This is a genomic window from Paenibacillus macquariensis (genome assembly GCF_900156375.1).
Taxonomy (GTDB): Bacteria; Bacillota; Bacilli; order Paenibacillales; family Paenibacillaceae; genus Paenibacillus_AQ; species Paenibacillus_AQ macquariensis.
The window spans coordinates 1-17,797 of record NZ_FTNK01000020.1 but is presented as its reverse complement, the minus strand read 5'-3'; the positions used below and the strand labels follow the sequence as shown (position 1 = coordinate 17,797).

Below are 17,797 nucleotides of genomic sequence, written 5' to 3'. Positions count from 1 at the left end.
ATGTAAGGATTAGAGTATTTAATACGCCCTTCTTCCGTAATAGTACATACTTAGAGGCCACCAAAGCATGGCGAAGATGGGATAGACTGCCCAGATGTTGTTCGGAGTTGAAATGACATTTGTTGTGATAAAAAATATGGCTGTGAGAAGACATGCTGCAATGGAGAAATTGAAATAGTTCTTCTTTTTCCAGAAGTATATCGCTAAAGGCCACCATAATACGAGAAATGAAGGGTAAATGACCCAAGGATATTGAGGAGCATAGAATGAATTGAGCATTTCGTAATAAAAAATCGTACATAGAGTTCCGATGATCGCGATGGTAAATGACGAACGATATTTTCCCAAATACATGAGAATGGGCCACCACAGCAGCGGATAGATAGCGAATACAAACCATATATGATCCGGACTATTTAACATATTCTCAATAATTAGAAATGAAATGAGGATCAAGGAGGTTATGGCTGAGTAGTGATGAAGCTTACCTTTTGTCAAAAAATAGATCGAGATGGGCCACTGTAGAATTGCAAAGGAAGGATAAATGAACCATATCTCATGAGGCGTGGTATTGTAATTAATAAAGGCAAAAAACAGAATGCATATCACACTGGCAACAGTAGCAAAACTTGCTTGATGCTTATTCATTATGGGTAACCCTCCTTATTTCTTGCCTAACCATCGATAAAACATCGCGAGTGGCCACCATGCAACAGCGAATACGGGATACACGAACCAGATCACATCAGGGGAATAATAAAGATTAATGAATACAAACAGTGCTGTAATAAGTCCACTTCCCCAAAGTGAGAAGCCTAAATGTAAAGAGAATCGTTTGGGGTTCTTAAGTGGGAATGGCTTAGGGTTCGTACCAAACTCTTTCTTGATATCCTCAATATCACCGAACTCAACGATGGTCTTATTAATAGCGTCTTCCTCATCTTTACCATCAAACATCAAGTCACTAACTTTCTCTTCCAGGTTCTGAATGATGTCTTGCATCATGAGTTCCTTTTGTTCACTTGCCGGGATGTCATTAAATAATTCCTTGACATGAGCTTTAATTGTACGCATTCACATACCCTCCATAAAAATATTTATTATTTCCTTGATTTCTTGCCATTCTTCTACCGTTTCTTTGAAATAGGCCTTTCCAAGCTTTGTTATCTTGTAATATCTACGTTTGCCTCCATGTGAAATGTCTCCGAAATAGGATTCAATTAATTCTCTTCTTTCTAACCTTTGGAATACGGCATATAATGTTGCCTCTTTAATCTGAAAGCGGTCATTTGTCCGTAAACTGATCTCTTTGGATATTTCATAACCGTATTGATCCTTCTCATAGATGAGCCGCAGAATAATAGCATCTAAATGCCCACGAATAATGTCACTACGAACCATTTGCATCCTCCTTGTTCAAGAAAAAGTATTCTAGCTGATAGAGTAAAATTATCACACATTGCTCTATCTGTCAAAGTAATCTTGATCAGAAATATAATTTATTTGAAATTGTGAAAATAGGTTGAATATGGATACGCTGTTATAATGGATGTTTGTATGTTATTATAAAAAAAATAGTATCAGGTGCTAATACCAGATAATAATCAGGAGCGTGAAGTAAATGGAGCAATCAATAGCACGGATCACAGCCATCGGTTCCTATGTACCAGATAAAAAAATGACAAATTACGATTTGGAAAAATTGGTGGAGACCAATGATGAATGGATTGTGCAACGAACAGGAATTCGAGAACGCCGTATTAGTGAACCTGATCAATACACGAGTGACTTGTGCGTATCTGCTGCTCAGGACCTCATGCGGAGATATGATAAATCATTACATGACGTAGATTTAATCCTTGTGGCGACAACGACGCCAGATTTTATTTTTCCAAGTGTCGCAGCCATTCTTCAAGACAAACTTGGCATTTCCAGTTCAGTAGGAGTGATTGATCTGAGCGCTGCTTGTTCTGGATTTGTGTATGCACTCCACGTGGCGCAAGGCATGGTTGCTTCTGGTTTACATCGCAAAGTTCTTGTATTTGGTGCAGATACGATGTCTAAAATTACAGATTATACGGATCGCTCAACCTGTATACTGTTCGGTGATGGAGCAGGGGTTGTATTGGTAGAAACAGACCAAGAGGAAACCAGCTTCCTAGCATATCATCAAGGAACAGAGGGTATGGGAGGTGCTCACGTCTATTTGAGGGGCATTGCTGAGAAGATGAAGGGAGCAGATCTGAGTAACAAGGGAACAATTGTCCAGAATGGAAGAGAGGTATTCCGCTGGGCGGTGCGAAATGTTCCTGAAGGGGTTAAAGCGATTCTTGCGAAAAGTCCTTTCACAACAAATGATGTGGATTGGTTTATTCCACACAGTGCTAATCTACGAATCATTGAGCCTATTTGTGAACGTACGGGGATTCCTCTTGAACGAACATTGTATAGTCTAGTGAATTACGGGAACACTTCCGCAGCGACGATTCCACTTGCTCTGGATCTAGGTATTCGTGAAGGGAAGCTTAAGGATGGGGAGCGGATCTTGATCTATGGATTTGGAGCGGGGCTCACACATGCAGGACTGTTACTTAACTGGAATTTGGATCCTCAGGTTTCAATTAGCAGCGTATGAATCGAAGATAATAACTTATTGAGATAAGAATTGAGAATATATATGAATTACAAATTCGTTGTCAAAGAGGAGGTTTTTTAAATGCATAAGCGTGTTGCTGTTACTGGGATTAGTGTTATTTCACCACTTGGTACGCAGATTGAGACCTTTTGGAATAATCTTATCAATGGTCAATCAGGGATATCACGAATTAATAGCTTCGATCCATCGGGTTTTACAACTAAGATTGGTGGAATGGCATCTGATTTCAATCCTGAATCTTTTTTTGATAGCAAAGAGTTAAGGCATATGGACCGGTTTGTTCAATTTTCTGTTGCCGCAGGTAAAACGGCAGTGGAGAATGCACAATTGACCATAACGGAGTCTAATGCGCATCGCGTCGGGGTTAGCATTGGGACAGGAATAGGTGGGATTCAGACAACACTTGATAATCACAGTGTAATGTTAGAAAGAGGTCCCAAACGGATTAGTCCATTCCTTATTCCGATGATGATCGCCAATATGGGCTCCGCCCAACTGTCTATTCATCTTGGAGCAAAGGGACCCAACACGACGCCTGTTAACGCATGCGCTTCGGGTAATAATGCGATTGGGGACTCTTTTCATATGATTAGAAATGGCGTTGCTGACGTGATGATTGCTGGTGGTGCGGAATCACCGCTTAATGAACTATCTTTCGGTGGATTCTGTAATATGAAGGCGATGTCTACACGTAATGATCAACCTCATCAAGCGAGTCGCCCTTTTGATATGAATCGTGATGGGTTTGTCATGTCGGAGGGTGCTGGTGTGCTGGTGTTGGAGGAGTGGGAGCATGCGCGAAGTAGAGGAGCTACAATATTGGCTGAGGTTATTGGATACGGTCAATCCGCAGATGCTTACCATATGACAGCACCAGATCCTAATGGGATGGGAGCCGTTCGGGCCATGAATGCTGCGCTACTGGATGCTAGAATATCACCAGAAGAAGTGGACTATATTAATGCACATGCCACAGGCACACCGCTTGGTGATAAGTCGGAAACGCAGGCCATTAAGAATGTATTTGGTAGTCATGCGTACAAACTGAAGGTGAGTGCAACCAAGTCAGCCACGGGACATTTATTTGGCGCAGCAGGTGGGTTGGAAGGAGTGATCTCTGTCAAAGCCTTAATGGAGGGAATCCTTCCACCTACAATCAATTATGAAACGCCGGACCCAGAATGTGATTTGGATTACGTACCGAATGAGGCAAGAGAGAGTAATATTCAGACGGTGTTGTCCAATGGATTTGGATTCGGTGGGCATAATGCGGTTGTTGTGTTTCGAAAAGCATAGGTAGACATAACTTTATATTCTGGATCTACCATATTCACTATACCAGGGTTTTCATATGCATTATTTGCATGGAAAAATGAATTTCTAATTGGTCATAGTCCCGTCAAGTAGTCAATAAAAAAGAGTAATAAGAGGCGACCGCTTCACGGTATTCTACCGGGGAGTGGTCGCCTAGTTTTTTCTGGAATCGCTTTTTGTGGTTCTGCATCGTTGGATTAATCAATGATTAATTGAAGATGAAACCTTGAATTCTGTGGGAGTTAGCCCAGTAATAAGTTTAAATACCTTGCTGAAATAGTATTGATTATTATATCCAACCATAGCCGATAAATCTTTGAATTTGAGGTCGGAGGTATCTTTGATCAGAAGCTTGGCCTTTTCGATTCTAAGCTGTGTTAAATACTCAATGGGAGCTGAGCCTTTATGTTTTTTGAATTCGCGGCGGATTAGGAATCGTATGCCAATTCAGTGATAACGTATCTTTCGACGGAATGATTATGGCACCTCGTCCGGAAACGGGACGTACTGTTGCGGCTTTTGCTGATTTCCTTCATATCTCAGGTTGTCGCGGAAAAGTTGCCATATTGAATAGTCATTTTGAAGGTGCCCATGATGATGCGATCAATGTGCATGGCACTCATCTACGTATTATCGATCAACCGGCTCCTAATCAAGTGTTGGTAAGGTTTATGCATGGACAAAGCTATGGGTTTGATGCCTTTTTCCCGGGAGATGTGATTGATTTCGTTCGTTCAAGCTCGTTAACTGTTTATGCTAGGTATACTGTGAAGACGGTAGATTTCATAAATCCTCGGGAAATATTACTTACTTTAGAGCAGACTGTAGAAGATTATATTGAAACTGGCGATGTGATCGAGAACGAGACTTGGACACCGGAGGTTGAAATAAGGAATAATTATTTTGCCCGCGTGCCGACATGCGGAATACTGGTATCGACAAGGCGAGAAGTTAGGACCTAGGACAATGTATTTGAACGTATGCCGATGAGTGCAATTCTAATTGCTAACGATGCGGAAAGTTGGTATGAGTCGGGCATGGTGAAGGATGTAATGATTCGCGGCAACCGATTTATCGAATGCGGTGACAGTAAAAATCCAGTCATCTATATCTCCCCTGAGAATAGCGATGTAAGTGTAAGACTTCCAGTCCATAGCAATATCCATATAGAAAATAATGTGATTATAATGAAGGATGCTACGATACTCTCTGCTAAAAGTACACAAAATTTAACTTTTAACAATAATGATATCACTGCGGTGGGCGATCACAGTAAATTTACAGCTCCAATTATTCAATTAACAGCATGTAGTGAAGTGACTATTGCCGATAATAGATTCATTGGGGAAGGAATCAACAAGAGCTTACTGGTACAGTCGATGCCGCTAGAGAATGTAACGGTCACATTACAGCAAGGCTTACAGTTTTAGTGACCGTCCTAATTTGAAAACTCGGAGTTAAGTAAATGCTTAACTCCGAGTTTTTCTTGTATAGATTTACAATGAAGCCTTATGTATTTAATTATTAATTCCCCTTAGCAGCCTAAGCCAAGGCACGCGGCAGGGCCTTCAAATCTTATGCCATCACCATCAAGCCATATACCTTGCGTAAAAGTTGAGAATGACATATTCAAGACCGTCTTGTTCAGGATATAGGCATAGGCCTATAGAGATGTTGAACGGTTCTTTTTTGTGATTTATTGAGGGTAAGCCAATGATATATGCTAGAAATCGGGATCGCTCATTAAGCTAACGGGAACGATAGTTGAATAAAACAGAAGCAATTGGGCTGCCTCTGTTTCAATTATTGGAGTCAGTTTAATACTTTATTTTCCTGGACACTGTTTCTTGCGGACGTTCGCTGGAAATAAAGTTATGAAACTGAATGTGGTATTAATCTATTGGGGCTAAAAGAAAAGTTAGAGGAATTAATCATGCAAGAAATTCAGCAATTGAGCATAAAATGATCCTTTATGTAAATACGTGAAATGAAGATTAGAGTTTTTAGGAAGACTTTCTTATAAAGTTGGTTATAGTAAATAATTTCTCATCATTGATGCACTTCAAATCGGGAAAGGATCTCACCAATACAATAGTCAACGATAATTTCTTGTATATAACTATTTATCGACCCTTTACAAAGTTATCACATCATGTAGCAGAATATCATTATCCATTCAAAGAGTAAGGAGTGGCTGTTGGAAAGTACTTTCTTACTAATCTCATGATTTCTTTAATCTCTTCCGATAATAAAGGGAGTATAATGTTAATTCAGAGTATGAAATAAAAAGTGGTCTATTTGAAACATCATTAATATCACGTTCTGGAACAATATTAGTGAGTTTCTTTACCTTAATGAAAGGTCAATATATAGCGCATTTAGACTGTTTTATTTTATGTTAATTAACAATAACTGCATTATATTGATATTATTGATAATTTATATAAAATCATTAATGTGAGGTGATGTAAAATGGTTCGACAGCATCGCAGAAGCGTTTTGAACACTCTTTATATTACTTCTTTAGTATGGCTACTCATTACGATAGTAAGCTTTAAAACTCACATTTTAGTAGCTTTTCCTCCATTGTTTATATTTTGGTTAATATACCCCCACTTTTTGCTAATTACTTCTATCATTATGTTTTTTCTTGAAAGAAAATGGCTTTCGGAAATGAAGATTGCAGCTTTTATTTTTGTCCTTCCCTTTATATTTACTTTCGTAGTACCGCATATAAAAACGGAGATTTCTGTAAGGATAACTTTGCCAACGACACAAATGGTATCTGATTATATAATAAGTGAAAATTTTAGTGGTTCCTATGACCTTGACATGTCTAAACCTCTGATTACTTATCATGAATCTTCAAAAAAACTTGACCTCTACATAAAAGTTGCATCCTCAGAATTCATTGATAATTTACAGGATTCTTCAGGAGATATGTCACCTAAGGAACTTGCGGATATGTTTATGAATAGGTTGTATCTTCACTTTATAGACCTACCGAATAACATAGGAAAGATTACATTGGTTCCTGAAACAATTGTTTGCTACGCTTATTGGGATGATACGTTACTCTTTAAGTCTTACTTTAAAAAAGATAACAAAACTTATAATATTGTTAAACCCTTTCCTGACCTCGTCCTCGTAGGTGATACACAGAAATGGTCTTTAGAGTATGAAAATAAACTCAAAATAGATAATATTCCACTTTTAACTAAACCACTATCAAGAATTATTGTTACTCTAGATTGAGCTACCAAAAAAAATATGCGAGATAATGTAATATTTATACAAAAGTAAATGCAACCTTAAGATCGGCTGCCTTTGTTAAACTAACGGGCAGGATAATTCAACGATTTCACGAATAATTCCAAATTCGAAAAATCTGCGTAGTTCATCATTTTAAGTGAAATGAGACTGAATGGAGTTAATCAACAATGTTAAGATTCCAATCAATGAAATGGTATCAGCGTCCAAGATATAGAATTAGAATAGCGTTTTTGATTACTTTAATACTGGCAATTTTGTCTGTTTTATTGATGTACCAAGGGTATGAACGAAGTGTTCTAATATATGAATGCTCGAAAAATATAATCGGTTTAGAACTTTTATCTGTAGAGTTATTTTTAGCTCATATGCGAGATAAAGATTCAATTAATAAATACAATGTTTTTGGAAGATTATTTATCTACTGTATTGAATTAATAGGTGTGCTGTTCTTAATAATTGTTGCTCTAAACTTTATTAAAGTAGGACAAGATATTTTATCTGGGTATCAGACACAGGAAGTAACCATTATTGATCGTAATGCCTTTTATAAATCCTATGATCATATACAGATAAAAGAGAATAAACTTGAGTTTTCTTTAGCGCCAGGTTATGTCGATGTAGAATTGAATTCAAAATATATAGTTCACATTTTTCTAAAGTCAAACATAATGATAGCTGTAAAAAAGGTTGATTAATTGAGCTACCTCGAAAAACGTCAGTTCCGTCTTTCAAAGAAAGGGATATCCCGCAAAGGATGGACCTAAAACTTGCCGTTACAGCTAGCTCGGAGACCGCTATCATCATTAAGCTAACGGGGAACGATACCGCAATAGCAATCTAATTCTTCGATTTAAAATGTTTAATGGAATGATTGGTAACATACTTCAAGACACTATTTCCACTCTAATTAAATGATGTATAAGAACAGGTAATTTCATGGCACTGAATTATGTCTCCGAAGATTGTTTGTATAATTATGCAAAATATTGAAAAAAACCACACAAATTTTTTCTAACGAATTATGAAATAATGAATCATTTTTTCTTCAAAGATTAACAAATTTTATTTATTTATGGAACAAAAATAATGTATTTATGCGGGTTCCGAGCCTAGTTTGTCTAATTAATTAGGAATATCACTAGAAACATCGAACGAACGTATCCCACATCCATACTTGATTAGGTTTTGTAACACAGGAAAGATTTATAATTGAAGTTCATTAATGATTGAAAAAGGATTAACAAATAAATATATAGCTTTATGCCAAGGATCATTAAATTCAAAGATCCCGTATATTGTTTTCTCAAGTAGTAAAGAGAAACAATATACGGGATTCTTTTTGATAAGAGGATAATTGTCCTTATTTCTCAACTTCTCTTTCGGGTAATTGAGTAACATAGCTGTCAGACAAATGAAGAAGTTCAAGAGCACGATCAAATTCATCTTCTGTAGCAGGGAGTGCTTGTACACCATCGCCAGCTAATGTGCTATGCTGCCCGTCCTCAAATCCGCTACCTGATAAGAAGAGTTCTTCGTTGTTCACGAATGATCCTGTGGGTAGATAATAGCGTTGAGGGAGCAGGTTATAGGTGGTCTGATTCAATATATCCTGTCCAAAATGAATTTGTGTATCAAGTGATATACCCAGTAGATTGGATACGGTTGGTAAGATATCAACTTGCCCAGCTAACTGATTCATCACAGTCGAAGTCGTAACCCCAGTGGATGAGATAATCAACGGAATATTAATCAAATCACGTTCCGCATACTCATGACCTAGAATCTCTTGCATTAACACGCGATCATCATCATCGAGAGAGAAGATAGGAAGTCCTCGATGATCACCGTACAGTACGATTAAACTGTTATCCCATACACCGTTTTTCTTGAGTTCATCGATAAACAGGCCAAGTGAATAATCAGCATAATTCTGTGCACGAATATAATTGCCAACGAACGTACCTTCGAATCGCTCAGGGAGTGTCATCTTGTACTTGTCCACTGGAATGGTGAAGGGATTATGAGATGACATGGAGATCACGTGTGAATAGAATGGTTGATCACTCTGATCCATTCTCGCTAACTCAGCAGCAGTCTTCTCATATAACACTTCATCAGATGCGCCATAGAATACGGTATCTTCTATACCGAAGTAGGCTTTGTCATAGTAGCGATTAAAACCTAATGCGGTGTAGAGTTCACCACGATTCCAAAAGTCAACTTCATTTGTATGGAACGTAGCAGTGTCATATCCTTGCTCTTGAAGCAGTTTCGGTAAGCTTGGAAGCTCTTTGTCTACGTACTTCTGGGTTGCTGCACCATTAGGTGGAACATAGAACGAAGAGTTCACAATAAATTCAGCGTCGGAGGTATTACCTTGTCCAACCTGCTGATAGAAACGTGGGAAATAGTAACTGTCTCCCGCGAGCTTGTTCATATTAGGCGTTATTTCTTTTCCATCAATGGATAGATTAACTAAGAAGTTCTGAAATGATTCCATTTGAATGATAATAAGGTTCTTTCCTTTGGCGGCTCCATAAAGAATCGGATTGACCGAAGCTTTGATTCCCTTGGTTTCATTAATAGCAGTCTGAGTAATTTCTGAAGCAACAATAGGTTCATCTTCATGATTGGCAATCATAGAATAGGCTTCATAATTGAGAATACCCATTTGTTCGGCTTTAACTGTCTCATTCATACTTGCGCGGTTAGGGAAAATATTCAACGTACATAACACAATAGAAATGCAGAACAGGGTACCAAGCACTTTATGGTTAGCTGGACGTGACATGGCTTGCTTCCATTTGAGCGCCTTCTGACGTCTAAGCATGACAAAGCTAATTATAATGATGTCCAAAAAAATAAGGATATATTGTGGTTGATAGACCGCAAATATACTCTTCTTGACTGCTCCTACTTGTTTGACCTGTCCAAACACTTGTGAGGTAGCAATCATACCAAAATGACTATGATATACAATTAATGCAAAGAACATAATGGTAAATAGAAGATTGACAGATGTATAGATCGCAATCTTCCGTTTCGTTGCAAATCTTTCAATCAAGCAAAAAACGATGAGTATAAAAGGGATTTCCTTAAGAGATGTTGTCCACGTGGGACCGTCCTCAAATAGAAAATACCAAGCAAAATAAATCTTTGCTAGCATGATTAGAGTGAAGAATAGTAGAGATCTTATACTGAGCTTGCGTGGTGCAGTAACCGTCATTTGCTTTTCGCGCATCCTTTACTTTGAGATTCATTCATTTTATTACTAGAATCGTTGGAAATCAACTAGAGTGATTAATAGATTGTGGGTGGGTCTGGATAGGGGATGATATACTCTTTTTTTGTATACCATCAAATGAGAAAAGAAAGAGCTGAAGGTATGAATATACTCCATTCTAATTGACAATGATTATCGTTATCGAATATCATCATAATGAATTGCAGAGGGATTTATTGCTGAATAATAGGCTCAGCATGTTGTCAAACGGGGGAGAAGAAATTGTGAACTGGGAAGAGTATATCCAAATGTGGGACAATGCATCGATACAGCTGGTGGACATTCGCCAGCTTGTGATAAGTAGCCGGGGGACGCAGCAATATCTTCTTCCAGCGAATGGTTTTATATATGTAGTGCAAGGACAAGGCACCATTTGGCTGGATGGTAGTATACATATATTTGAACGGTTTTATCTCTTGCATGCAGGAAAAGGAAGCAGTATAAGTTTCGAGGTTGGACAAGATGAGGTCACGTACTATTACATTTTATATAGAGGTAGTATGTCCGCCAAAGCTAGTAAGGAAATCCTGAAGGTATATCACTTGAACAACCCCTTTCAGCTACATTATGCCTGCCGGCCTCTTGCTCCGGTCCTTTTATATCGTCACGTGGATTCAATGTATGAGGAATGGAATCGAAGACAGATTTTGGAGCGTTTTCATGTGAAAATTTTGTTTTATCAGTTCGTATATACACTTGTCCAGCAGCTTAAGCTTCAGGGAGTTGCTTCAAAGGAAACGGATATGGTAGAAGAGATCATTCAGTACATTCACGAACATTTCAATGTGTCTATTTCACTTGAGTCATTGGCGGAGAGATGGAATTACAGCATTCAATATTTATCGAGGCAGTTCAAACACCGTACGGGGCGAAGCCCTATCGAATATGTGATCCAAGCGCGGATGGCTAAAGCGAAGGAATTAATTATTCGGACGGATGCTACTACACAGGAGATTGCTTTAAGCGTAGGTTATAGTGATGGATTTTATTTTGCACGTCTTTTCAAGAAGCAAGTGGGGATGACGCCAGGCCAATACAAAAAGAAAGTGAAGGAGAGCTTAGGCGGTTCAGATAGTCCATGGCAGGGGTTCGTATCCTCCATGGGCAAAAATGCTTCTTCTTGTTATATTATTGATGATAATCATTATCAATTAAAAACAGAAGGAGACAGGCATATGTTGAAAGGAACAAGATCGAAAATAGCGTTAACACTGATGTTATGTTTTACGCTGATACTTGCAGCTTGTACGAATGGGAACTCCAGTCGAAATAGTAATCAAGGCTCAGCAGGTGGAAACTCAAATCACAGTGCGGAGTCTGTTCAAAATACGTCTTCCAATGAGGCCAAAGAAAATACGGGCATGCGGAAAATTTCAACGGTCATGGGGGAAGTTAATGTTCCTGAACATCCAAAACGTGTTGTTGTTGACTGGGACCTAGGGCCGGTATTAGCTGTAGGGGTAACGCCAGTTGGGGCGTCGAGTACACAAATGAACTTTGCTGATTTCCTAAAGCCTTATTTACCTGATACGGTTCAAGATATTGGTTTGGATGGGAGTATCTCATACGAGAAGGTATTGGATTTGTCACCCGATGTGATTATAACCTGGAATAAGGATGCCTATGTAAATTACTCCAAAATCGCGCCGACTGTCGTGTTTGACACAAGCCAATACTCAACAATCCCGGAAGAAATTACGGCCATGGGCGACATCTTAGGTCGACAGGACGAAGCTCAAAAATGGATTGAAGATTTTGAAAAACGTAAGGAAGCTGCCCGCAGTAAAATCAAAAATGTAATTCCAAAAGATGCAACTATCTCTATTGTGGATTATGTTACTGTAGACAAATTTTTGATGGTGATTGGCAATTCAGGCGAACGAGGAGGCAGAGCTGCTTACGATATTTTGGGTCTGAACCCTACCCAAAAAGTAAAAAGTGAAATCATTGACAAAAAAGAGGACCGTGTTGAAGTGTCTTGGGAGACAGTAAACGATTATGTAGGCGATTACGTCATTGTGCTAAAAGTTGATGGTAAAGAGCCACCCAAGCTGCCAGTGACCTGGACATCCTTGAATGCTGTCAAAAATCATCATGTGATTGAGATTGAAATGAAGAAATATTTTGCGGCGGATTCATTCTCATCCCTATTACAGGCGGAAGATATTGCCGACAAAATCACGAAACTGGCTGTGACTGCTAAATGAACATCGTTGCCCTCAGACGCTTGTTCATTGGATAGAAGCAGATATGTTTCGTATTAGGTAATCATGTTACGCGGTTAGAGTCCTATGGCCATGCGTTTATAGGGGTGGTGTTTCAGAACTATTCGCTTTATCCGCATATGTCTGTATTTGAGAACATTGCTTTTCCATTGACGATGAAAAAATGGACTAAATCAGCTATAGCAGAGCGCGTGAATGAACTGGCGGATATGCTGTGAATCCGTATTTGATTTGCTGCAACAAGCGCATAATCCGGTGAATTGGTTCCCTTGGTCGGAACATAGGTTTGTTATCGCCACATGCGATAACAAACCTATCTTTCTATCTATTTGGTCAGCTAATTATTGATACACACGTACCTGCCATTGATGGATTTTCGCGTGAGTCAATTAACCATAGACCTCGTTGATGCTGCACCTGAATATAAGGAACTGGCATACGTAGAAGTTTTGCCTGAAAAGCTTGCTCGGAGAATCAGGAATATTTTAAAAATCCGATGTTGAATAGTGAAAAAATTGATAAACCACAGAGCTATTAACAAATCGCTACGTTTTCTTTTCCCAAGAACCTTCCTCTTACTATTATCACAAGAGGTTTACCCGATAGGGGTGAAGGGGAATGCCTAATGAGAAAATACTAGAAATAGATCAAAAGCTCCAAGGAGATTTCCAACGACTATCAAATTCAAGTAAGCAACGAATTGCCGAACGTAGCGGACATTATATACATCATGCTGAACCGGAGATTGTGATAGATGAGATAGTAATCATGTTGAATCAACAGGGATGACGAGAGGTAAATTATTATCGCATATACTGTGAGAATCCAGATAAACAGGTGAATAGGAGTTTTAGAGATGTTGAAATCACGACAAAATGAGCTTGGATGGATCGCTCAATGGGAGTCCACAGAACCGATAACAGATAAATGGATAACTGCGGGGGAAATTCATTATTTCACTTCAAATACATTAATCATTATTACAGATGGTCAAGCGATTTGGAATATTAATGGGCATCATGTTCAAGTCGCTTTTGGCAATTTAATTGCTATTGAAAGGAACTCATTCATTGAAGTTTTAGAGGGAGGGAATTTGGATTTAGCAGGTTGGCAAATTCAATTTAATACATATTCTTCTCTCCATGCAGAAGGCAAAACTTCTAAATTCAGTTGGCATGTTCCAGCAGGAAACACCTATCAAATTATGCAGCTAACGGGCGGGTTTTTGACGAGTATTAGTGATGGTTTGAATGAAAATTTGCCTAGCAGTGTCATCGAATCTATGGTCGGAAATCAGCATCTATTATATGGATTATTGAAAAACTTATATCAAAAACAATCGAGTGATGAGCAGACGACAGAAAAAGGAATTCTGCGTTCCATTGGCTATATGCAGGAACATTATGGTGAGATGATAACACGCGAGCAATTAGCGCAAATTGCAGGAATAAGTCAGTGGCATTATTCTCGAAAATTTAGCGAACGATGTGGCAAACCTCCATTAGAATATCTAGCAAATTATAGGATCTTTCGTGCGAAAGAAGAAATATTATTAACTTCAGCGAAATCACAAGAGATTGCTAAAAAGGTAGGTTTTGAAGATGTTCACTATTTTAGTCGTCGCTTCAAACATTTTACAGGTGTGTCACCAAGAAACTATGCTCAACAATTACATCAACGATATATTTTATCGATTTCACCACTATGTGCTGAAGTTCTAATTGCATTAGGTATAATACCGCATGCTGTAATGGTAACGCCTCTACTATTACCTCAACATCAACGACAACTATTTAAAAAGCATCACGTTAAACTGCTGGAAGTACCGCAATATGATACGAATATAGAGTTAATTCAACAAGAGCAGCCAGAATTAATTATTGGACATTTTTTAAAGGAAGATATTAAGAAGAAAATGCGCACAATCGCTCCAATAATAACGGGTCTAACCATGGAGATAGATATCCTCCTTAGTCAATTGGCCGCTTTATTTCAAAAGAACGAAGAAGCGAAAAAAATCCAAATTCAAATGAAAAATGAAATAAACGCAGCACGGCAACAATTACAACCCATTATTCAATCCAATGCTACAGTAATGGTGTTACGAGTGGAACCTTTCGGGTATCGATATTTAGGAGGGAACTCAAGCGGAGTATCTCAATTACTCTATACTAAGTTGGATCTATCACTTCCAGAGCCTTTAAAGTCAGGTGAGGCATGGTTTAATCCTTGTTCCATTGAGCAATTGTATATGGCTAATCCAGAGTATCTATTCGTGGAGAAACGTGTGATGGAGAATTTTAGTGCAGACGAAAATATGGGGAGACTTATGGAAAGTGATCAGTGGAGAAATTTAAAAGCAGTCAAAAACAATCACGTTTCCTATATTGATACAAGTCTTTGGGTAGATGGTTGTGGAGTCAATGGACAAAAAATTATAATTGATCAAATTGTTAGTAACTTAATAAGCCACTAAAATGATAGAGCACAATAATCCAATTAAATACGCACCATGTACTATGGAATGATATCTTCTTATTTGATAATCTTTGATAATGATAATTATTATCAATAAAAGGGGAGAGAATAGATGATGTCAAAACGATTATTTATGTTGATAGGAATAACGCTATTAGTGTTTGTCTTAGCGGCATGTTCTAAGTCAGCAAATAAGCCAGAAGAAGCTTCCACTGAGGAAAAAGTAAGTAATAGTAATCAAACAACCGTAAGTGATGGTAAAGAAACAAGAGTGGTAAGCGATATGTTTGGGGATGTAACCATCCCGGCTATTCCAAAAAACATACTTGTCACGAGTTCGAGCTATGCAGAGGATTTAATCGAGATGGGAATTATCCCGCAGTCGAGTGTAGTCGTTCCTGAGATTGAACCTGATTATCGAACGCCCTATTTGGAAAAAAACGGGGTTGTCTTGATCTCGCAAACGCAATATGAATACAACCTAGAGCAACTACTCAGCTTATCGCCGGATATGATTATTACGCCAGGTGAAGGTTTGGATACCAAGGTGTATAATGAATTGTCAAAAATTGCGCCGACAGTCGCTCTAAAGGCAGGTGTCGGGGTACATGAAGCGGTGAAAGAGCTGGCAGTACTTTTTAATAAAGAAGCCGAAGCGGACAAACTGTTAACTGCTCTTGATCGGAAGGCGAATGAGGCTAAAGATAAAATTCATCAGGCGATTGGTGATAAAACCGTACTCGTGCTTCGAGTAGAACCCAGCAGGTACCGTTATTTAGGTCCAAAAGCGGATGACGATGTTAGTGAATTCTTTTATAAAACTCTCGGGCTGAATAGTCCGGAAGTTACTAAGGATTCGGACGTATGGTTCACACAGTTTTCATTAGAAATTTTACCGGAAATCAAACCGGATTATATTTTCCTAGAAACTAGAAGTATGGTGGACTTTGATAGCTCAGAATCATTAGCGGAATTAGAAAAGAATCCTCTGTGGAAAAGCCTGAAAGCCGTCAAAAATAATGATGTATTCCCAATACGTACCAATGATTATATTCAAGCCAAAGGTCCAATTGGAACAAGCAAGCTTATTGACTATATCGTAGCAAAGTTGGTGCCTTAAGTGAACACAAAAGAACTCGATATTTATGATATTACAATCATTGGCGGTGGCCCTGCAGGCATGTATGCGGCTTTTTATAGCGGTATGAGAGCAATGCGTACAAAACTAATTGATGCGAAAGAGGAATTAGGGGGATTCATGCGTACCTATCCTGAAAAGTTAGTGTGGGATGTTGGCGGCGTTGATCCGATACACTGTGAACGATTAATAGATTCTTTAGAGAAACAGGCTAGAACATTTGATCCAACCCTTGTACTAGGACAGGAAATTGCTCAGATGGAGCGTCAGGATGATATTTTTGTTCTGACATCCAAAACAGGCGAACTCCATTCTACACGCACCATATTATTATGTGCTGGTCGCGGAATGACGCAAGTTCAAAAGTTAGATATTGAAGGTGCGAACCGTTATGAATTGAATAATCTCCACTACACAGTTACAGATTTATCGAGATTTAAAGATCAACGAGTTCTTATTTCCGGTGGAGGAGATTCCGCGGTTGATTGGGCAAATGAAATTGTGAAATTGGCGAAACAAGTCATTGTGGTACATAGACGAAATGAGTTTACTGCACATGAGCTTCCTGTAGCCCAAATGAAAACTTCCGCTACGGTGATGACACCGTATAGTATCTCTCGCTTATATGGCGAAGGTGATCGTATTAAAACTGTAGCTCTTGAACACTCTGAGACTGGTGAAATAGAACAAATTGAAGTCGATGAAGTGATCGTGAGTCATGGATTTGATCGTGATTTTGGGGATTTACTGAAATGGGGTTTAGACAAAGAGGACTATGGTGTGTCTGTTGATCCGCGGATGCGAACAAGTATCCCTGGGATTTTCGGAGCTGGTGATTTTATTACTTATGGCAGTAAGGTTCGTTTAATTGCTGGTGCCTTTAATGATGCTGTGTTAGCTGTTAATAGTGTAAAACTTTATCTAGATCCGTCTGCTTCAGATATGGCTGGCGTTTCTTCTCATAACGCTCGTTTTTTTGAAAAAAACAAAGCTATTGGAAACGAGGGTCGTGCAAACCTGAATGTCATACAGTCCTAACAGTAGTTGGAAATGAATATATCCAAAAAGACGACGTACATTCGCAAAATGAACTGTGACCCGTAAGATGGAAACTTTGAAAAAAGTGACCCTCTTGCGGGTCATTTGTGTTTTAATCGAATTATCTAAAAAAGCGGAGGTCAATTTATGAACAAAGCGAGAGGAACTTCAAAGATATTTAATGAACATGAGATCAAGCAATTGGAGGTAAATCCCCATGTTCAGAATGTCAGGGAGAAGACCATTACGTATTCACCCACATTTAAGCTGGCCGCAGTGAAAGCCTACGAGAAGGGACAGACTCCAATGGAGATCTTTCTTGAAGCTGGATTTGACTTGGATTTCATTGGTCGTGACAAGCCAAAGCATTGTCTAAATCGTTGGCGTAATAC

17 protein-coding genes and 2 pseudogenes are annotated in these 17,797 nt (G+C 38.7%); 14 read left to right on the top strand and 5 right to left on the bottom strand.

Translation table 11 applies throughout. The features are described from left to right. Positions 1-18 precede the first annotated feature (18 nt). From BW961_RS24605 to BW961_RS24595, 3 genes are read right to left on the bottom strand one after another with little or no spacing between them, the layout of a single operon-like run. Positions 19-648, bottom strand: coding sequence for a hypothetical protein (locus tag BW961_RS24605; protein ID WP_068590535.1), 630 nt, complete (start codon positions 646-648; stop codon positions 19-21). A gap of 15 nt (positions 649-663) precedes the next feature. Further along, a complete protein-coding gene (locus BW961_RS24600) occupies positions 664-1,074 on the bottom strand; it encodes a permease prefix domain 1-containing protein (RefSeq protein ID WP_068590537.1) in 411 nt (136 codons plus the stop codon). Beyond that, positions 1,075-1,401: a PadR family transcriptional regulator gene (locus BW961_RS24595; protein ID WP_044876632.1), complete on the bottom strand. Its 327-nt coding sequence runs from the start codon at positions 1,399-1,401 to the stop codon at positions 1,075-1,077. A 220-nt stretch (positions 1,402-1,621) separates the two neighbouring features. Here BW961_RS24595 and BW961_RS24590 point away from each other — a divergent pair, with 220 nt between their 5' ends. Both BW961_RS24590 and fabF read left to right on the top strand, forming a co-directional pair. Beyond that, the gene (locus BW961_RS24590; protein ID WP_068590539.1) at positions 1,622-2,635 is read left to right on the top strand and encodes a ketoacyl-ACP synthase III; all 1,014 of its coding nucleotides are present in this window, start codon (positions 1,622-1,624) and stop codon (positions 2,633-2,635) included. A gap of 81 nt (positions 2,636-2,716) precedes the next feature. After that, positions 2,717-3,952, top strand: coding sequence for a beta-ketoacyl-ACP synthase II (fabF, locus tag BW961_RS24585; protein WP_068590540.1), 1,236 nt, complete (start codon positions 2,717-2,719; stop codon positions 3,950-3,952). Between the two features lie 219 nt (positions 3,953-4,171). On the opposite strand, the gene BW961_RS32000 is transcribed toward fabF, so the two are convergent. Continuing rightward, on the bottom strand, positions 4,172-4,399 hold the full coding sequence (locus BW961_RS32000; protein ID WP_411830663.1) for a helix-turn-helix domain-containing protein: 228 nt from the start codon (positions 4,397-4,399) through the stop codon (positions 4,172-4,174). A gap of 50 nt (positions 4,400-4,449) precedes the next feature. On the opposite strand from BW961_RS32000, the gene BW961_RS24575 reads away from it, so the two are divergent. The 4 genes from BW961_RS24575 to BW961_RS24560 all read left to right on the top strand — a co-directional run bounded on the left by BW961_RS24575 (position 4,450) and on the right by BW961_RS24560 (position 7,938). After that, the gene (locus BW961_RS24575) at positions 4,450-4,932 is read left to right on the top strand and encodes an alpha-1,3-galactosidase-related protein (RefSeq protein WP_068590542.1); all 483 of its coding nucleotides are present in this window, start codon (positions 4,450-4,452) and stop codon (positions 4,930-4,932) included. Between the two features lie 24 nt (positions 4,933-4,956). Then, the gene (locus tag BW961_RS24570; RefSeq protein WP_156510168.1) at positions 4,957-5,400 is read left to right on the top strand and encodes a hypothetical protein; all 444 of its coding nucleotides are present in this window, start codon (positions 4,957-4,959) and stop codon (positions 5,398-5,400) included. 1,042 nt (positions 5,401-6,442) lie between these two features. Beyond that, complete coding sequence (locus BW961_RS24565; protein ID WP_068590547.1) at positions 6,443-7,225, top strand: hypothetical protein; 783 nt, start codon at positions 6,443-6,445, stop codon at positions 7,223-7,225. A gap of 185 nt (positions 7,226-7,410) precedes the next feature. Continuing rightward, on the top strand, positions 7,411-7,938 hold the full coding sequence (locus tag BW961_RS24560; RefSeq protein WP_068590548.1) for a hypothetical protein: 528 nt from the start codon (positions 7,411-7,413) through the stop codon (positions 7,936-7,938). Positions 7,939-8,603: 665 nt separating this feature from the next. Here the strand turns inward: BW961_RS24560 and BW961_RS24555 are convergent. Next, positions 8,604-10,469 carry an LTA synthase family protein gene (locus tag BW961_RS24555; protein WP_068590550.1) on the bottom strand — a complete coding sequence of 622 codons (1,866 nt, stop codon included), beginning with the start codon at positions 10,467-10,469 and terminating at the stop codon, positions 8,604-8,606. Between the two features lie 281 nt (positions 10,470-10,750). Here BW961_RS24555 and BW961_RS24550 point away from each other — a divergent pair, with 281 nt between their 5' ends. The 8 genes and pseudogenes from BW961_RS24550 to BW961_RS24525 form a co-directional block, all read left to right on the top strand. Next, positions 10,751-12,733, top strand: coding sequence for an AraC family transcriptional regulator (locus BW961_RS24550; protein WP_212568140.1), 1,983 nt, complete (start codon positions 10,751-10,753; stop codon positions 12,731-12,733). 98 nt (positions 12,734-12,831) lie between these two features. Then, positions 12,832-12,966 (top strand): annotated as a pseudogene (locus BW961_RS31340) (ABC transporter ATP-binding protein); the annotation flags it as partial. After that, positions 12,947-13,099, top strand: coding sequence for a DUF255 domain-containing protein (locus BW961_RS31640; RefSeq protein WP_076577021.1), 153 nt, complete (start codon positions 12,947-12,949; stop codon positions 13,097-13,099). The pseudogene BW961_RS31340 and the gene BW961_RS31640, both read left to right, overlap by 20 nt. A gap of 53 nt (positions 13,100-13,152) precedes the next feature. Beyond that, positions 13,153-13,540, top strand: a pseudogene (locus BW961_RS29615) (alpha/beta fold hydrolase); the annotation flags it as partial. 67 nt (positions 13,541-13,607) lie between these two features. Continuing rightward, positions 13,608-15,227, top strand: coding sequence for a helix-turn-helix domain-containing protein (locus BW961_RS24540; RefSeq protein ID WP_068590554.1), 1,620 nt, complete (start codon positions 13,608-13,610; stop codon positions 15,225-15,227). A 114-nt stretch (positions 15,228-15,341) separates the two neighbouring features. Then, positions 15,342-16,349: an ABC transporter substrate-binding protein gene (locus BW961_RS24535; protein ID WP_244556052.1), complete on the top strand. Its 1,008-nt coding sequence runs from the start codon at positions 15,342-15,344 to the stop codon at positions 16,347-16,349. Continuing rightward, positions 16,350-17,405, top strand: coding sequence for an NAD(P)/FAD-dependent oxidoreductase (locus BW961_RS24530; RefSeq protein WP_076577019.1), 1,056 nt, complete (start codon positions 16,350-16,352; stop codon positions 17,403-17,405). A gap of 147 nt (positions 17,406-17,552) precedes the next feature. Next, positions 17,553-17,797: HTH domain-containing protein (locus tag BW961_RS24525; protein ID WP_342190533.1), on the top strand; the 245-nt coding region annotated here is incomplete at its 3' end.